Source organism: Exiguobacterium algae (assembly GCF_018617875.1).
Lineage (GTDB): Bacteria > Bacillota > Bacilli > Exiguobacteriales > Exiguobacteriaceae > Exiguobacterium > Exiguobacterium algae.
Genome location: NZ_JACSKZ010000002.1, coordinates 1 through 15550 on the forward strand (window position 1 = coordinate 1; position 15550 = coordinate 15550).

At 48.2% G+C, this 15550-nt stretch carries 13 protein-coding genes; 4 read left to right on the forward strand and 9 right to left on the reverse strand.

Translation table 11 applies throughout. The features are described from left to right. Positions 1 to 130: 130 nt before the first annotated feature. Both KNP03_RS05205 and KNP03_RS05210 read right to left on the reverse strand, forming a co-directional pair. Entirely contained in the window at positions 131 to 619 is a 489-nt protein-coding gene (locus KNP03_RS05205; RefSeq protein WP_214826268.1) for a GNAT family N-acetyltransferase, read from the reverse strand. Between the two features lie 75 nt (positions 620 to 694). Then, on the reverse strand, positions 695 to 1126 hold the full coding sequence (locus KNP03_RS05210) for an OsmC family protein (protein ID WP_214826269.1): 432 nt from the start codon (positions 1124 to 1126) through the stop codon (positions 695 to 697). Between the two features lie 84 nt (positions 1127 to 1210). Here KNP03_RS05210 and cls point away from each other — a divergent pair, with 84 nt between their 5' ends. Then, positions 1211 to 2674, forward strand: a complete 1464-nt coding sequence (gene cls / locus KNP03_RS05215) for a cardiolipin synthase (RefSeq protein WP_214828240.1) — start codon at positions 1211 to 1213, stop codon at positions 2672 to 2674. Between the two features lie 352 nt (positions 2675 to 3026). Here cls and KNP03_RS05220 read toward each other — a convergent pair whose 3' ends face one another. The 7 genes from KNP03_RS05220 to adhE form a co-directional block, all read right to left on the reverse strand. Beyond that, positions 3027 to 3548, reverse strand: a complete 522-nt coding sequence (locus KNP03_RS05220) for a GNAT family N-acetyltransferase (protein ID WP_214826271.1) — start codon at positions 3546 to 3548, stop codon at positions 3027 to 3029. Positions 3549 to 3725: 177 nt separating this feature from the next. Beyond that, positions 3726 to 5633 carry a PTS fructose transporter subunit IIABC gene (locus tag KNP03_RS05225; protein ID WP_214826273.1) on the reverse strand — a complete coding sequence of 636 codons (1908 nt, stop codon included), beginning with the start codon at positions 5631 to 5633 and terminating at the stop codon, positions 3726 to 3728. Then, the gene (gene pfkB / locus KNP03_RS05230; protein WP_214826274.1) at positions 5630 to 6559 is read right to left on the reverse strand and encodes a 1-phosphofructokinase; all 930 of its coding nucleotides are present in this window, start codon (positions 6557 to 6559) and stop codon (positions 5630 to 5632) included. Before pfkB ends, KNP03_RS05225 begins: the two co-directional genes overlap by 4 nt. Further along, positions 6556 to 7302 (reverse strand): DeoR/GlpR family DNA-binding transcription regulator, encoded by a 747-nt coding sequence (locus KNP03_RS05235; RefSeq protein WP_214826277.1) that lies wholly within the window; start codon positions 7300 to 7302, stop codon positions 6556 to 6558. The genes pfkB and KNP03_RS05235 overlap by 4 nt, the downstream gene beginning before the upstream one ends. Before the next feature lie 138 nt (positions 7303 to 7440). Further along, positions 7441 to 8352: an alpha/beta hydrolase gene (locus KNP03_RS05240; RefSeq protein WP_214826279.1), complete on the reverse strand. Its 912-nt coding sequence runs from the start codon at positions 8350 to 8352 to the stop codon at positions 7441 to 7443. Positions 8353 to 8434: 82 nt separating this feature from the next. After that, entirely contained in the window at positions 8435 to 9622 is a 1188-nt protein-coding gene (locus KNP03_RS05245; protein ID WP_214826281.1) for a zinc-binding metallopeptidase family protein, read from the reverse strand. Positions 9623 to 9807: 185 nt separating this feature from the next. Beyond that, entirely contained in the window at positions 9808 to 12399 is a 2592-nt protein-coding gene (gene adhE / locus KNP03_RS05250; RefSeq protein ID WP_214826283.1) for a bifunctional acetaldehyde-CoA/alcohol dehydrogenase, read from the reverse strand. 387 nt (positions 12400 to 12786) lie between these two features. Here adhE and KNP03_RS05255 point away from each other — a divergent pair, with 387 nt between their 5' ends. From KNP03_RS05255 to KNP03_RS05265, 3 genes are all read left to right on the forward strand, one after another. Further along, complete coding sequence (locus KNP03_RS05255) at positions 12787 to 13233, forward strand: MarR family winged helix-turn-helix transcriptional regulator (protein WP_214826285.1); 447 nt, start codon at positions 12787 to 12789, stop codon at positions 13231 to 13233. Between the two features lie 79 nt (positions 13234 to 13312). Continuing rightward, positions 13313 to 14023: a YebC/PmpR family DNA-binding transcriptional regulator gene (locus KNP03_RS05260; RefSeq protein WP_214826287.1), complete on the forward strand. Its 711-nt coding sequence runs from the start codon at positions 13313 to 13315 to the stop codon at positions 14021 to 14023. A 142-nt stretch (positions 14024 to 14165) separates the two neighbouring features. Beyond that, complete coding sequence (locus tag KNP03_RS05265; protein WP_214826289.1) at positions 14166 to 15485, forward strand: Na+/H+ antiporter family protein; 1320 nt, start codon at positions 14166 to 14168, stop codon at positions 15483 to 15485. Positions 15486 to 15550 lie beyond the last annotated feature (65 nt).

Below are 15550 nucleotides of genomic sequence, written 5' to 3' on the forward strand. Positions count from 1 at the left end.
CGGGGTTAGCCTGATCAGGTTTCGACCGTTAGGTCGGATAACTCAGGAATCCTCCACCTCTAAGCGAAGCGTAGGTGGGGGTAGTTCAATCTTCGTTCTTCAGTATAACAAAAAAAGGGTCATTCGACCCTTATGCACTCATGCTTTCATCTACACAATATTCGAATGTATTATACCCGTTTCGTGAATCGACGAAGACAAATCCAAAACGTGGGTAGTAACTATTTAGAAAATCGTTATGGGCCACACAGTCCAACCGGATCGGTTCCTCTCCATCTGCCTCGTTCAGAACGTGTTGCATCAGTTGCTGACCGACACCGCGTCCTTTTAATTTTTCACTGACGACGATGCGGTGGATATATTGACCGCGTTCTCCATCGTCCCAGAGATTATGATCCCATTCATCTGGTGGTAACAAGGCAATCGATGCAAGCACGTCATTTTCATGTTCATACACATAGACGCTTCCTTCTATAATATCTGTACGAACACGTTCCACGAGATCTTGTTCTAAATACTCGATCCATTGGTCGCTACCTTGTTTATTTAGCGCTACGGCTCGTTGTTCGATTAGGTTCGCGATGCTGTTCACATCGCGCTTCGTCGCGAGTCGAATCATAACGTCCTCCTTTAGTTATACAGTATTTGAAATACAAATATAACGGACATGTTCGACCCATTTCAACCATCCTGCTTAAAATGTTTTGAATGGGGTCACTTCCCCTCCGTTTAACTGATAGCTATACGTCAATTCGGCATTCAAACTATGGGATACCGAGCAATAACGGTCGACGGACAGTTCGATGGCACGACGCACCCGTTCTTCCGGCATATCCCCCTCGAATATATAGAGGATATGGATGGCCGTGAACCGTTTCGGATGCTCCGTTGCCCGAATCCCGTCCAGTTTCATCTCGAACGACTCGAGCGGGAGTCGCATTTTATGCAGGATGCTCACGATGTCAATCCCAGTACACGATGCGGTCGCATGTAACAACATCTCCGTCGGTCTCGGACCGGTGTCCTGTCCACCAACTTCTTCAGACGCATCAAGCGTCACGTGATGACCGGAAGGTGTATGCGTCTCGAACGCCATTCCCTTTTTCCAAACGACTTCCATATTCATTCGTCTCTCCCCCTATTTCATTTGATAGCTATCTATTCCCGAAATTGGGGTATGATTAAGCTACATATCGTTGTAGAGGGGTGCATGTTGTTGGATTGGACGGTCATTTTAAGTTGGGCACTGTATGGTGTCCTCATATTGAACGTATTATTTGCTTTAGCCGTCATCTTTGCGGAACGTCGGGATGTTGGTGCCACTTGGGCTTGGCTGCTTGTTCTTTTTTTCTTGCCGATCCTCGGATTTATCATCTATCTGTTTCTCGGGCGTCAGCTGAAAAAGGATAACTTTTATAATTTGAGCGTGGAGGAACGTTCGTTTCATTCTTTACAGGTCGAGACGCAGATTGAACAAATTCGAAAACAGGATCCACTGCTCGAACTCCCGCTCTTAGAAAAATATGAACAATTAATCGAGATGAACCTGCGCTCGGCCAAATCGCTCGTCAGCGTTCATAATCAATCGATGATTTTACACGACGGGGAGCAAAAGTTTAAAGAGCTCATGCAGGATATCCGGCAGGCCGAGACCGAAATCAATATCCAGTACTATATCATTCAAAGAGACGCCTTAGGTCAGGCACTCCTCAAAGAATTGATCGAACGGGCCAAAGCAGGCGTCAAAGTTCGTCTGCTCTACGATGCTGTCGGTTCACGCAGTTTGCGCCACTCCGATTTTAAAGAACTGATTGCCAACGAAGGTGAAGTCCGTGTGTTCTTCCCGCCGACGCTCGGACTCATTAATTTTAAACTGAACAACCGTAATCACCGGAAAGTCGTCATCATCGACGGAAAAATCGGATATGTTGGAGGATTCAATGTCGGGACCGAATATTTAGGTCTTGTCGACAAATTCGGTTACTGGCGTGATACTCATCTGCGTGTCGAAGGTGACGTCGTCTACCATCTCCAGCACCGATTTATCCTCGACTGGAATTACTCCGGTCATCGCGATCATGACCCGGAGAACACGTTTTGTTTTGCCCGCCACGAGATACAGGACCAGTCGCCGATGCAGATTGTCACGAGTGGACCGAACTCGGACACGGAACATCTGAAAAACATGATGGTAAAGATGATCATGTCCGCGAAGCATCGGGTCATCATTCAGACCCCTTACTTCATTCCGGACACAAGCTTTATGGATGCCTGTAAAATGGCGTTGTTGGCCGGGATTCAGATGGACATTATGATTCCCGGTAAGCCGGATCACCCGTTCGTCATGTGGGCATCCCTGTCATTCTTAGGCGAGCTCCTTGATTATGGTGCGAACGTCTATATGTATGATGATGGCTTCCTTCATGCGAAGACACTCGTCGTCGATGACGAAATCGCGACGGTCGGTACGACGAACCTGGACGCACGAAGTTTCCGCTTGAACTTCGAAGTCAATGCGGTCATCTATGATGAACGGGTCGCACTCGAACTCGTTTCCTTATTCGAAAGTGACACGGCCGTCTGTCGGAAATATACGGCGGAAGATTATGAGAGTCGCAAGTGGACGGTTCGCCTGCGTGAAGGCGTCTCCCGCCTACTGAGTCCGATCTTATAAAAAAATATTCATATAACGTCGTTGCGTCATCCCTTCAGACTGTAGACAAAATTCATGTCTACGGTCTTTTATTGTGCCCAATCCGGGCATGGCTCGCTTTCCTAGGGGCAAGCAAAGGGAGCCGCATCGCAACTTCGTCGCTGTTGGGTCTCCCTTTGCTTGCTGTTCCCTCAGGAGTCTCGCCTGCCCGTGTGTGTTCACCCTTCACTCTGTCCATTCTCTCTCCAAAAGATATTGCTTAAATCAATAATTTAGAACGTCAAGTCAATTTGACTGATTATTTTCGGAAGGGAATAGAGGACAGAAACAAAAAAGACTGTAACGCAACAAATGTTGCCCACAGTCCGTAATCTTATGCCCCGACGATTGCATCATGGTGTGCGGTTTCCCATCCGTACGCCACTTCCCGGAGCGATAGCTCTCCGATTATCCGGTCTTTCGTATCGATGATTTGTCCCTCTTTCTGCTCATAAAACGACCGATATGGATTGAGCTCAAGCGACCAAATGAGCAAGCCTGCCCCGCACATGGATTGGACCGCATGTTCAAGCAGCTTTGACCCGATCCCGTTCCCTTGATGCTCTTCTAAAATATAAATGGCGTATACTTCGTTTTTGTGGTCCGGATACTCCCCGGTTCGTTCTTCACCGTAAAGTACAAAACCTACAATCTCATCGTCATATACCGCGACGTAACCATGTGCCTCCCGATGATTGATCGCTGTACGAATACGATCGGCCCACTCAATCGCACCAGAGGACATCTTCAGTAAATGCTCGGTCGGCACGATTCCCCGATACGTCGTGCGCCAACCGAGCACACGAACTCTAGCCATGCCGTAGGCGTCATTCGCCTTGGCCACCCGAATGACCATCGATACCCCCTCCTACCCGATTTATATACAAATAGTTTACCACAAATCCCCAAGTTACAATCCAGGTTCAGACTGATTTTCCTACGTCATCATCCGAATAGCGAATCAAAAAAAGTCTGCCCAGTACACGCTGAGCAGACTATAAAGTGAACACTATTTTTCAATCTTGCGCTTCCATCAAGCGACGTCTTTCGTTTGGACGGTCGTTGTAGTCGTGAGTGGCTTCTTCAAGAATGAGAGAAGAAGCGCACCGACTAGCGCTCCGGTCACAATCGCAAGTGCATAGAGCCCCATGCTCATGACGACATTTCCAGCCCCTTCAAGGAGAGGGAAAACGAAGATTCCACCGTGTGGAGCAGGTAATTGAATCGTAAAGAAGGCCGATAAGCCACCGGCGATGGCGGAACCGAGAATCGCAGACGGTAGGACACGAATCGGGTCTGCTGCTGCAAATGGAATCGCCGCTTCTGTGATGAACGATGCTCCCATGATATACGCCGTCTTTCCGGCTTCACGCTCTTGTTTTGAGAATTTTTGACGGGCGAACACAGTCGAGGCGAGTGCGACCAAGAGTGGCGGTACCATCCCGCCAGCCATGACGGCAGCCATGACTTCCTGGTTTCCTGCTGTCAATGCAGCTGTACCGAAGACGTAAGCGGTCTTGTTGATCGGACCACCCATATCGACCGCCATCATTCCTCCGACGATTACCCCGAGAAGGATGGCATTTGCCCCGCTCATGCTGTTTAACGTATCCATTAACCATGTCATGAGTGCAGCGATCGGTTCATTGACAACGAGCAACATGATCATCCCTGAGATGAACGAACCGAGTAATGGATAGAGGAGGACAGGTTTGAGTCCTTCCAGCGAGTTTGGCAGCTTTGCCAATGCTTTCTTCAAGAACAACACCACGTAACCGGCCAAGAAACCGGCAATGAGACCACCGAGGAAGCCTGCGTTCCCTTGGTTCGCCAAGAGACCTGCGACGAGACCTGGAGCGAGACCTGGACGATCCGCGATCGACATGGCAATGAAACCTGCCAGAATCGGGACGAGGAAGCCGAACGCCGCTCCGCCGATTGTCATCAACTGAGCCGCAAACTCGTTGTAGGACGGGTCGTCAGGGTTGGCCGAATTGATGCCCCAGAAGAAACTGATGGCAATCAATAGACCGCCTGCAACGACGAGCGGGAGCATCGCGGAAACCCCGCTCATCAAATGCTTGTAGATTCCTGTCCGTTGTTCTTTTTTCCCTTCGCCTGACGGGTTGGCCGTGTAAACTGGGGCATCCTGCTTCAAAGCACGATTGATCAGTTCTTCCGGTTTGCGGATCCCTTGAGCGACCGGGACTTCAATCACCCGTTTTCCGGCGAAACGGTCCATCTCGACGGCTTTGTCTGCTGCGACGATGACGGCTGTGGCACGTTTGATATCTTCTGCAGTCAACTCATTTTTTACACCTGTCGAACCGTTCGTCTCGACCTTCATGTCCACGCCCATGGCTTCCGCCTTTTGCTTCAGGCTGTCTGCCGCCATATACGTGTGGGCAATACCTGTCGGGCAAGCGGTCACGGCTACTATAAAGGGTCCTTCCTCATGAATCGGTTTAACCACATCGGGCTTTTCTTCAACTGCCTCTTTTTCTTCAATCGCCCGGATGACATCGCTTTCAGAATTTGCCGCATACAATTGCTCTTGGAATGCCGGGTCCATCAAATAGACCGATAGCTTTGAAAGGGTCTCCAAATGTTCGTTGTTCGCATCTTCTCCAGCGGCGATCATAAAGAACAATCGGCTCGGTTGTCCATCCAACGCTTCGTAATCGACTCCACTCGAGCGGCCGAACGCAATGGCCGGTGCCTTGACCGCTTTGGTTTTCGCATGGGGAATGGCAATCCCTTCGCCAAGACCGGTCGTACTTTCATTCTCCCGTTGGAGAATGGCGTCCCGATAGCCATCCCGGTCGTGTAATTTCCCTGCGTGGTCGAGGACATCGACCAATTCCTCAATGACCTCACGCTTTGAACCACTGCGAAGATTCAACTGAATCGTATCGCGTTGGAGTAAGTCCGTGATTTTCATGTAGTTTCCTCCATTCGTGTAAGGGGTTTGACCAACACTTCATCGATTAACCGATCAATCTGTTCTTTCTTGCATAGACCAAACGTATAGGCTGATGCACTCCCTGTCGTAACCGCATAACGGAACGCTTCTTTGGCCCCACGAGAATTCACGTTTGCAACGAATCCTGCGACGAGTGAATCACCCGCACCGACCGAGTTGACGAGCTTCCCTTTCGGTGTATTGGCCGTAAAGGCACCTTCCGAATTGACAAGCAACGCCCCATCGCCCGCAAAGGATACGATGACGTTTTTGGCTCCGCGATGAACCAACTGTTCAGCGTATGGGAGGGCCTGTTCGAACGTTTGAATGTCTGTGTCGAACAATTCACCGAGTTCATGGTGGTTCGGTTTAATCATGAGCGGTTCGAGTGACAACACTTCAAGCATCGCTTCCTTCGTCGTATCGACGACGAATTCCGCCCCTTTTGCCCGAATCGTTTCTGCGAGCGTCCGATACAACGTATTTGGCAAGTTGGATGGGATACTACCAGCCAGAACGACGATGTCTCCTTGTTGTACGTTTTCAACACTTGATTTCAGTTCATTCAATTCGCTCTCTGTAATCTGAGGACCACTGGCGTTCAACTCGGTTTCTTCTTTTGCCCGAATTTTGACGTTCATTCTCGTATTGCCATTCACCTGTACAAATCTCGTTTGCACACCTTGTTCTATTAAAGCCTGCTTAATGAAATCTCCAGTCGTTCCACCGACAAATCCGAGTGCCACGGAGTTTGCTTCATACTCCCGAAGGACAATCGAGACGTTGATCCCTTTTCCGCCCGGTCGTTGCGTGGTTTCCTGGATTCGATTTACTTCACCTAAAATAATTTCTGGTAATGTCACATAATAATCAATTGAAGGGTTGAGTGTTAACGTATAAATCATTTCGCATTCACCACCTTTGTGATTGTTTGGATGGAATTAATGGCACTGTCGTCACTGGCTGTGATCAACGCGGCCGCCTCGAGTGGTGCTACTCGACTGAATGACCGCTTCCCGATTTTCGATTCATCCGCGAGAACGTAAGTGGACTGCGCCAACTCGATGGCTGTTTTTTTGACAAGTGCCTCTTCCGGGTCAGGCGTCGTGTAGCCGGCATCCGGGTCGATGCCGTTCATTCCAAGAAAAGCGATGTCCACACGATAATTCATCATACTCTCCCGTGCGTTATACCCGACAAGGGCTTGGGTCGATCGCTTCAACTCGCCACCAATCACAAACGTCTTCAAATCTAAATCGAATAACTCATTTGCGATCGGTAAGCTGTTCGTCACGACGACAATCTGACGCCCCTTCAAGTAAGGAATCATCGCTTGCGTCGTCGTCCCGGCGTCCAAATAAATCGACATGCCGTCCTCAATCAATGTCGCGGCCTTCCGTGCAATCGCGACTTTTTCATCGACATAACGGTCACGCTTTTCTTCAAACGTCGGTTCTTCCTCTTGTTTTGCGATGAGGGTGGCGCCACCGTGGACACGTTCGAGATACCCTTCTGCCTCCAGGTCCGTTAAATCCCGTCGGATCGTCGACTCAGAAGATGCCGTCAATTCAACCAGCTCTTTCAGTTTGACGACCTTTTGTTCTGACAAGCGCTGTAAAATCAATTGATGTCGTTGTTTCGTTAACATCTTATTCCCTCCACACGTTTAATATAAAGCGTTTTCACGAATAAATCAACTAATATCATTCAAAAACATTCATTATCCATCACGATGTCATCATTATAACACAAAAAACGGTCATATAGTGACCGTTTTAGACTGTTTTTAATGTGTTTTTAACCAATCAATCAAAGTTTGAACGAGTTTTGGATGAATCGGTGCGTCAATGGATTCACGGTATTCTTTGTGAAGGCGGAGTAAAGAATGCGGACTTGTCCGTTCGACAAGCAAATGATTCATATTTCCGATCACGACCGGCTCTACTTCCCCTTTCGTCTGGAATGTATAGACGTGGTCTGCCGGCACTTGAACGTCACGATCACCGGTTACCGCCAAGACAGGGACCCGGACATGATTTAAGCGCTCGCGGACATCGTAGGTCGCATGCTCGCGAATCCATTTCGCATTGACGATCTGCCCACGGTATTTGAAGGATGAGACGTTCGTTCGAAGAGAACGCTCGAGCAAATCATCTTGACGCTTTCGAACCTTTTTTGGCACTCCGGTCAGTCGATAGAACAAGCCTTTTATTCCCTTCACCTGTTCGATTTCACTTGCGAGTCGGTCTGCCTGATAAAGGAACATCTCTTTTGAGGCATCGTTGAAGCCGGAAAGCAAGATCAACCCGTCCGCTTTCGTCTCGAGTTGAACCGCCGGTGCAATCACCGCACCTTCACTATGTCCCAAAATATACAATTTCTCGACGTCTGCCAATTGTTTAATCGTACTGACGACAAGGATGGCGTCGTTGATCAGATCGTGCAATCCGACTTTATTGAAATCACCGTCTGACGAACCGATGCCTTGTTTGTCATAACGGAACACGTTGAAGCCTGCGTCATAAAGTGTATCCGCTAATTTCGCATACGTGTTGAACCCGACCCCTCCCATATTCCCGTCCCGATCACTCGGACCGCTACCGCTCAACATGACAATCGTCTTTCTCGATTCACCATGGGATAAGAAGGTGCCGGCAATGGTTCCATATGCTGTTGTCATCGTCATCTCTTGTTTCATCTTATCGCCTCCTCTACTATCATACCCGAAACGGGCAATCTAAAAAAACATGCCCTTCCCTGGGTGGGAAAGGGCATGCGTATTAATTCGATAGAAGCCAGGTTTTTAGCCAATCAACGTGGTCTTCGAGCACATCTGTTGATAAATAATCAAGATCATCGTACTCGGGACTCACCCATTGCGCAGTCATTGAATCACTGAGCGTCACGAAAGGTAATCCTTGTTCATCATATAACTCCCCTGGGGAGCTATACAGCGGTCTCACGTTCAACCCTGAAAACGGTTCTTCTTCCATAAAAGGATAACGTTTCATTCCGTTCGTCCGAATAAACAGTTCTTCATCATCCGCCCCTAAAATATCCAGTAAAATGACAGCCGAAACGTCATTCCCCCTTGAGAGTACTTGCTGTAAATAGTCATCGCTCGATTCTTTTGAAACACCGTTTCCATTCATGAACACGTATCGGATCGTATGTTCCGGCTGTTCACCGTCCATCTCTTTCAACAATTCATAGAGAACGGTCGAGGGACCGACACTTGTGAAATATTGTGCGTTTTGCCACGTCGATTCGAGTCGAGACATGATGATGACTTCCTGTTCCGACCGTCCTGTTTGTATGAACTCTACATAAGGAATGTCTTCCTTGTACGGCTCAACCCGAACCGTTTCCCCATCCTCGAGGTGTTTTGCCGCCTCTAAATCGACTCCCGACCCAGCGATTGGCAAGGTATAAGAGGTAATCACGAACCCGTCATTCTCGGGCTCCTTCGCATGAGGCGTAATGATGAACCCTGCAGCACCTGCCTCTGCGAGCCGATTCAAATACCGGTTGGCTTCTTCATCATTTTTGATGACACCAAAATAATCAATCGCGTACGCTTCTTCACTATGTTCAAGTGAATAGTCCGTCATTGGAAGCACGATTACTTTACCCTCTATATCCTTGACCGTATCGTCCCAATCAAGATGCATGACCTCTCCTTCAAAGGGCTGCTCGAACATCATGCTCGTCGACCCTTCAAACCATTTTTCCCCAACCTGAATATCTGTCCAGTAGGTCGGGCGTTCGGCGTAGTGAATCTTCCGTTCCATAGCTAAATCGAGATCTGCACCGAGTGATTCGAAAAGATCGGCATTTTCCCAACTATTCGCGTCACGATCGATCGAACCAAAATAAGCGGCCGTATCATATGCCGAGCCAATCCCAAACGGGTTCAAATAGGCTAAGACAATGAATAATGAATAAAGCATATTAAATAAAGTCATCATTTTCAGTTCCCCATATTCATTTGATTATTTAATTTCCATTTATTATTATATTCAGCTATTTACCGTCTGTATATTTAAATTTTTTACAAACTAGTTAAAAGTCGACGCTTTCTGCATTTTTTGACCGAACACGAAAAAAGTCACCCGTTCCTTAGAACGGGTGACTCGATCAAGTCGTTTTTTACTTATACACCTTCGTAAGCAGCGTACATGATTTCTTTCAACTCTTCAACGAGTGGCATTTTCGGGTTAGCCGTTGTACATTGGTCTTCGAATGCATCGACTGCCATTTTGTCCACTTTCGCATCGAGATCTGCTTTCTTAATGCCTTGTGCTTTGAACGAGAGTTTGATGTTCAAGCGTTGGCCAAGTTCGATGATTGCCTGGACGAGTGACTCGACACCTTCAGCTGTCGTGCTCGCTGGAAGACCGAGGTAGCGGGCGATTTCAGCGTAACGCTCATCTGCGATGAATGATTCATATTTAGGGAACGCCGCAAGTTTCGATGGGCGTGTCGCATTGTAGCGGATGACGTGTGGCATCAAGATTGCGTTTGTACGACCGTGTGGTACGTGGAACTCTCCACCGATTTTGTGAGCGATCGAGTGATTGATACCAAGGAACGCGTTCGCGAACGCCATACCTGCCATTGTTGATGCGTTGTGAACTTTTTGACGCGCTTCTGCATCGCTACCGTTTTCATACGCTTTTGGTAGGTAGTCGAAGATCATCTTGATTGAACGGAGGCAAAGTCCGTCCGTGTAGTCGTTCGCCATAACAGAGACGTATGCTTCGATTGCGTGAGTCAAGACGTCCATCCCTGTGTCAGCCGTGATTGAAGCAGGAACTGTCATGACGAATTCGGGGTCAACGATTGCGACGTCCGGTGTAATCGCGTAGTCAGCGATCGGGTATTTCACGTTGCGTTTTTTATCTGTGATGACCGTGAACGGTGTGACTTCAGATCCTGTACCAGAAGTTGTCGGAATGGCAACGAACATAGATTTGTTACCGAGTGTCGGGAACTTGTACGTCCGTTTACGGATATCCATGAATTTCTGACGAAGGTTCGAGAACTTCTCTTCTGGGCGTTCGTAGAAGAGCCACATTCCTTTCGCAGCATCCATCGGTGATCCACCACCAAGTGCGATAATCATATCTGGTTGGAAGTGACGCATCGCTTCGGCACCGTTCATGACCGTTTCAACAGATGGGTCTGGTTCGACTTGGTCGAAGATGCGGTACTCAACGCCTGCTGGCAAGTTTTTGATGACTTTGTCGGCGAAACCGAGTTTGACCATCATTTCGTCCGTTACAATCATCGCACGTTTTTTCGTTGTGAGCGATTGAAGGTATTGCACTGAGTTTTTCTCGAAGTAAATTTTTTCAGGAACTTTGAACCATTGCATATTCACGCGACGTCTCGCCACCTTTTTCACGTTGAGTAGATGTTTCGCCGTCACGTTTTCAGAGACGGAGTTTTTACCGTATGAACCACAGCCGAGTGTAAGGGATGGTGTCATTTCGTTATAAAGGTCACCAATACCACCGTGTGCTGATGGTGAGTTGACGATGATTCGGCAAGCTTTCATGCGAAGTCCGAAGTCAAGGATGGCATCATCATCTGTTGAGTGGATGACCGCTGTGTGACCAAGACCACCGATTTCAAGCATTTTCTCAGCAATTGCGAAACCTTCTTCACGTGATTGTACTTTATATGCTCCAAGAACCGGGCTCAATTTTTCGTGTGAGAGAAGTTCTGTTGCGCCAACTGTTTCAAGCTCTGCAATCAAGATTTTCGTATCAGCTGGAACTTTGAGACCTGCTTTTTCAGCGATCCAAGCTGCTGGTTTCCCAACGATTTCCGGGTTGACCGCGCAAGTATCCGTGCGGATGACGAGTGTTTCGAGCTTCGCTTTTTCTTCAGGTGAGCAGAAGTAGCAACCGAGAGCTGTCATTTCAGCTTTCACTTCTTCATATACTTCCTGGTCAACGATGATTGCCTGTTCAGATGCACAGATCATTCCGTTGTCGAACGTTTTTGAAAGGATGACGTCTGAGATGGCACGTTTCACTTTCGCTGTTTTGTCGATATAAGCCGGTACGTTACCAGGACCGACACCGAGTGCTGGCTTACCTGTTGAGTATGCTGACTTGACCATCGCCGCTCCACCTGTCGCGAGTACCATCGCTACACCTGGGTGGTTCATGAGTGCTTTTGTCGCATCGAGTGATGGGACTTCGACCCATTGGATCAAGCTTTCCGGTGCACCTGCTGCAACTGCTGCGTCGCGAAGGACACGGGCCGCTTCACTTGAACATTGTTGTGCTGATGGGTGGAATGCGAAAATGATCGGGTTACGCGTTTTGATCGCGATGATCGCTTTGAACATCGTTGTTGAAGTCGGGTTTGTGACAGGTGTAACCCCGGCTACGACACCGACTGGTTCAGCGATGTACGTAATACCGTTTTGAACATCGTCTTCGAGGACGCCAACTGTTTTCTCGCCACGAAGTGAGTTATAAATATATTCTGTCGCGAAGATGTTTTTGATCATCTTATCTTCAAATACACCGCGACCTGTTTCTGTATGTGCTAATTTTGCGAGTGTGACGTGCTGTTCAAGTCCAGCGAGAGCCATCGCTTGAACGATCCCGTCGATTTTTTCCTGGTCAAACGTCATTAACGTATCAAGCGCCGTATGGGCACGAGCGACGAGCGTGTCGACCATTTGTTCTGCTGATGTTTCCACTTTTGCTTTCTCTTTAACTGCCATGTTGGTTTCCTCCTCATAAGTGAGAGCTTTTAACAGATTTGACTTGATGGAAGGCACGGGATGAATCAGTTTCGAAAACACTTTGTGCTTTCCTTCACATTCATAGAATACAATGTTTTTCGCATTTTGTGCGTGACAACAATGTGAACTATTTCACAAGACTTTTTTGTCAATTGCTGATAACCCTTGATTTTTGTAGTTGCCATTAGTAAAATCGTATGCGTTTTCATGAAAAAGTAGTGTATGATGAATGTAAACGCTTACATCAATTGTGACAAACTAGCCCGAATTCGTTTGCAGCATTTCTCACACCGACCCGTTTGACCGTTCACGCTGCGGTGAGTCGTGTATAATGAAGATAGAACATGACTAGGAAGTGAATATGATATGCCAAAACAAGATGCAGCCGACCAGTTCGTAAAGCTGGTCCCCTTAATAAGAAGAAAATTGTTGCGCCGCTCTGATTTTCCTCAAATCCCGAACTTGAACTTCTCTCACTTTCATTTGTTGATGCTGATCGAAGATGAAGGAGCCGTCACGAACGGAAGGATCAGCGAAACGCTCTCGATTGCCCCACCGAACGTCACGCCTTTGATTACGAAGCTTGTTGATGAAGGGTACATCACACGCGTACCGGATGAACGGGACCGTCGGGTCATCTGGAATCAGTTGACCGAGAAAGGTGAACAGATCCTACTCGAACGTCGCGACTCGTTCAGACGCCTGTTTGAGGAACGTCTCTCTTTCCTGAATGAAGAAGAGACGGATCGGCTATTCGAGAGTTTGAAGACATTGACGGAGATCGTGGAGAAGATGGACAAAGCCGAAGACTGATTCTTCCCTCGTCAATCAGGCGAACTTCTTATATAATCTGTAATGTATCTATGAACAATGGAAAGAGAGATGACGTAGTATGGGTCGTAAATGGAACAACATTAAAGAAAAGAAAGCATCAAAAGATGCCAATACGAGTCGCGTATATGCGAAATTCGGTCGTGAAATTTATGTGGCAGCCCGCCAAGGGGAGCCGGATCCGGAACTTAACCAATCATTGAAGTTTGTTGTCGAACGGGCGAAAACGTACAATGTACCGAAAGCGATTATCGATCGTGCAATCGATAAGGCAAAAGGTGGCGACGAGGAGAACTTTGATGAGCTCCGCTATGAAGGGTTCGGGCCGAACGGTTCGATGATCATCGTCGACACGCTCACAAACAATGTTAACCGTACGGCATCGGAAGTACGGGCCGCATTCGGCAAAAACGGTGGCAACATGGGTGTCAGCGGTTCTGTCGCCTATATGTTTGACGCGACGGCGGTCATCGGCGTGAGCGGCATGTCGGCTGACGATGTCCTCGAATTGATGATGGAGCATGACCTCGACGTCCGTGACGTGATCGAGGAAGAAGATACGGTCATTGTTTATGCGGAGCCGGAAGAATTCCATGCGGTGCAGACGGCATTCAAATCGGCAGGCATTGAAGCGTTTGAGATTGCCGAGTTGACGATGCTTCCTCAGAACGAGGTTTCATTGGATGATGCCTCACAAGAGCAGTTCGACAAATTGATCGACGTGCTTGAGGACCTCGAAGACGTCCGTCAGGTGTACCATAACGTCGAATAATCCGATCAAGCGATAACTTTCACGAGTTATCGCTTTTTTTATTTTCAATTTGACAAGATCAAAATCGTATGTTAAATTTCAAAAAGTCTTTATCTTATTAAAGTGATACCAAGAGAAAGAATAAAGAAAGGTGTTGGAACTTATGAACGCAGTACTTCTTGCCGTGATTGTTTTATTTGCCCTCGCAATCAGTCGCGTGCACATCGTATTATCCCTTATTCTCGCCGCACTCGTCGGGGGATTGGTCGGAGGTCTCGGCTTCAATGACACGTTGACAGCATTCAGTGACGGACTCGGAGGCGGTGCCTCGATCGCACTCAGTTATGCACTTCTTGGTGCATTTGCGGTCGGCCTTTCAAAAACGGGCTTACCTGATGTATTAGCAGAACGTTTGATTGGCATGTCTGGAAAAGACGTGACAGGCAAAGGCGTCACTCGTGTAAAAGCTGTGTTGTTGTCTCTTTTATTGTTACTTTCAATCAGTTCACAAAACGCATTGCCGATTCACATCGCATTCATTCCAATCGTCGTACCGCCATTGCTCGTTCTCTTCAACGAGTTGAAGCTCGACCGCCGGCTCGTCGCGACGATTTTGACATTCGGTCTCGTCACACCCTATATGTTACTACCGGTCGGTTTCGGCGGGATTTACTTGAATGAGATCTTGCTACCAAACATTGAAGCGAACGGTATGACCGTCGGTGAAGTCAACATCGTCAGCATCATGGGCATCCCGGCCCTCGGTATGCTCGTCGGATTGATTGCCGCCTTCATTCACTATCGTAAGCCGCGTTCTTATGAGACGATCGCGTTAGGACCAGAAGATTATGAGCTTCGTCAAATGAGTGGGCTTAAAACCGGCATGACGTTGGTCGTCGTTGCCGTTGTCCTCGCAGTTCAATTGCAGACAGACTCGATGATTGCCTCTGCAGTCACTGGGCTCGTCCTCTTGTCGGTTCTTCGACTCATCCCTTGGTCAGAGGCCGATGACATCTTCACGAGCGGTATGCGCATGATGGCGTTCATCGGATTCGTCATGATTGCAGCAAGTGGGTTTGCCGCCGTCATTCGTGAGACAGGTGCAATTGAGCCGCTCGTCAATGGCGCAAGTGGCATCATGGGCGACTCGAAATTCATCGCCGCTCTCGTCATGCTTCTTGTAGGTCTCGTCATCACGCTCGGGATTGGCTCGAGTTTCTCGACTGTCCCGATTATCGCAGCCATTTTCGTTCCACTTTGTATCCAATACGGATTCTCAGTCGAGGCGACAATCGCCATTATCGGTACAGCCGGTGCGCTCGGTGACGCAGGTAGCCCGGCGAGTGACTCGACGCTCGGACCGACGAGCGGTTTGAACGCTGATGGACAACACGATCACTTACGTGAAACCGTGTGGCCAACATTCCTGCATTACAACATTCCGCTCATCGTGTTCGGTGTCATCGCCGCGATGGTATTGTGATTACTTTTTTCGTCTCGCATAAACAGTGCCGAGCAGCACGAGGATCAGGATAAACCAAATCCCGG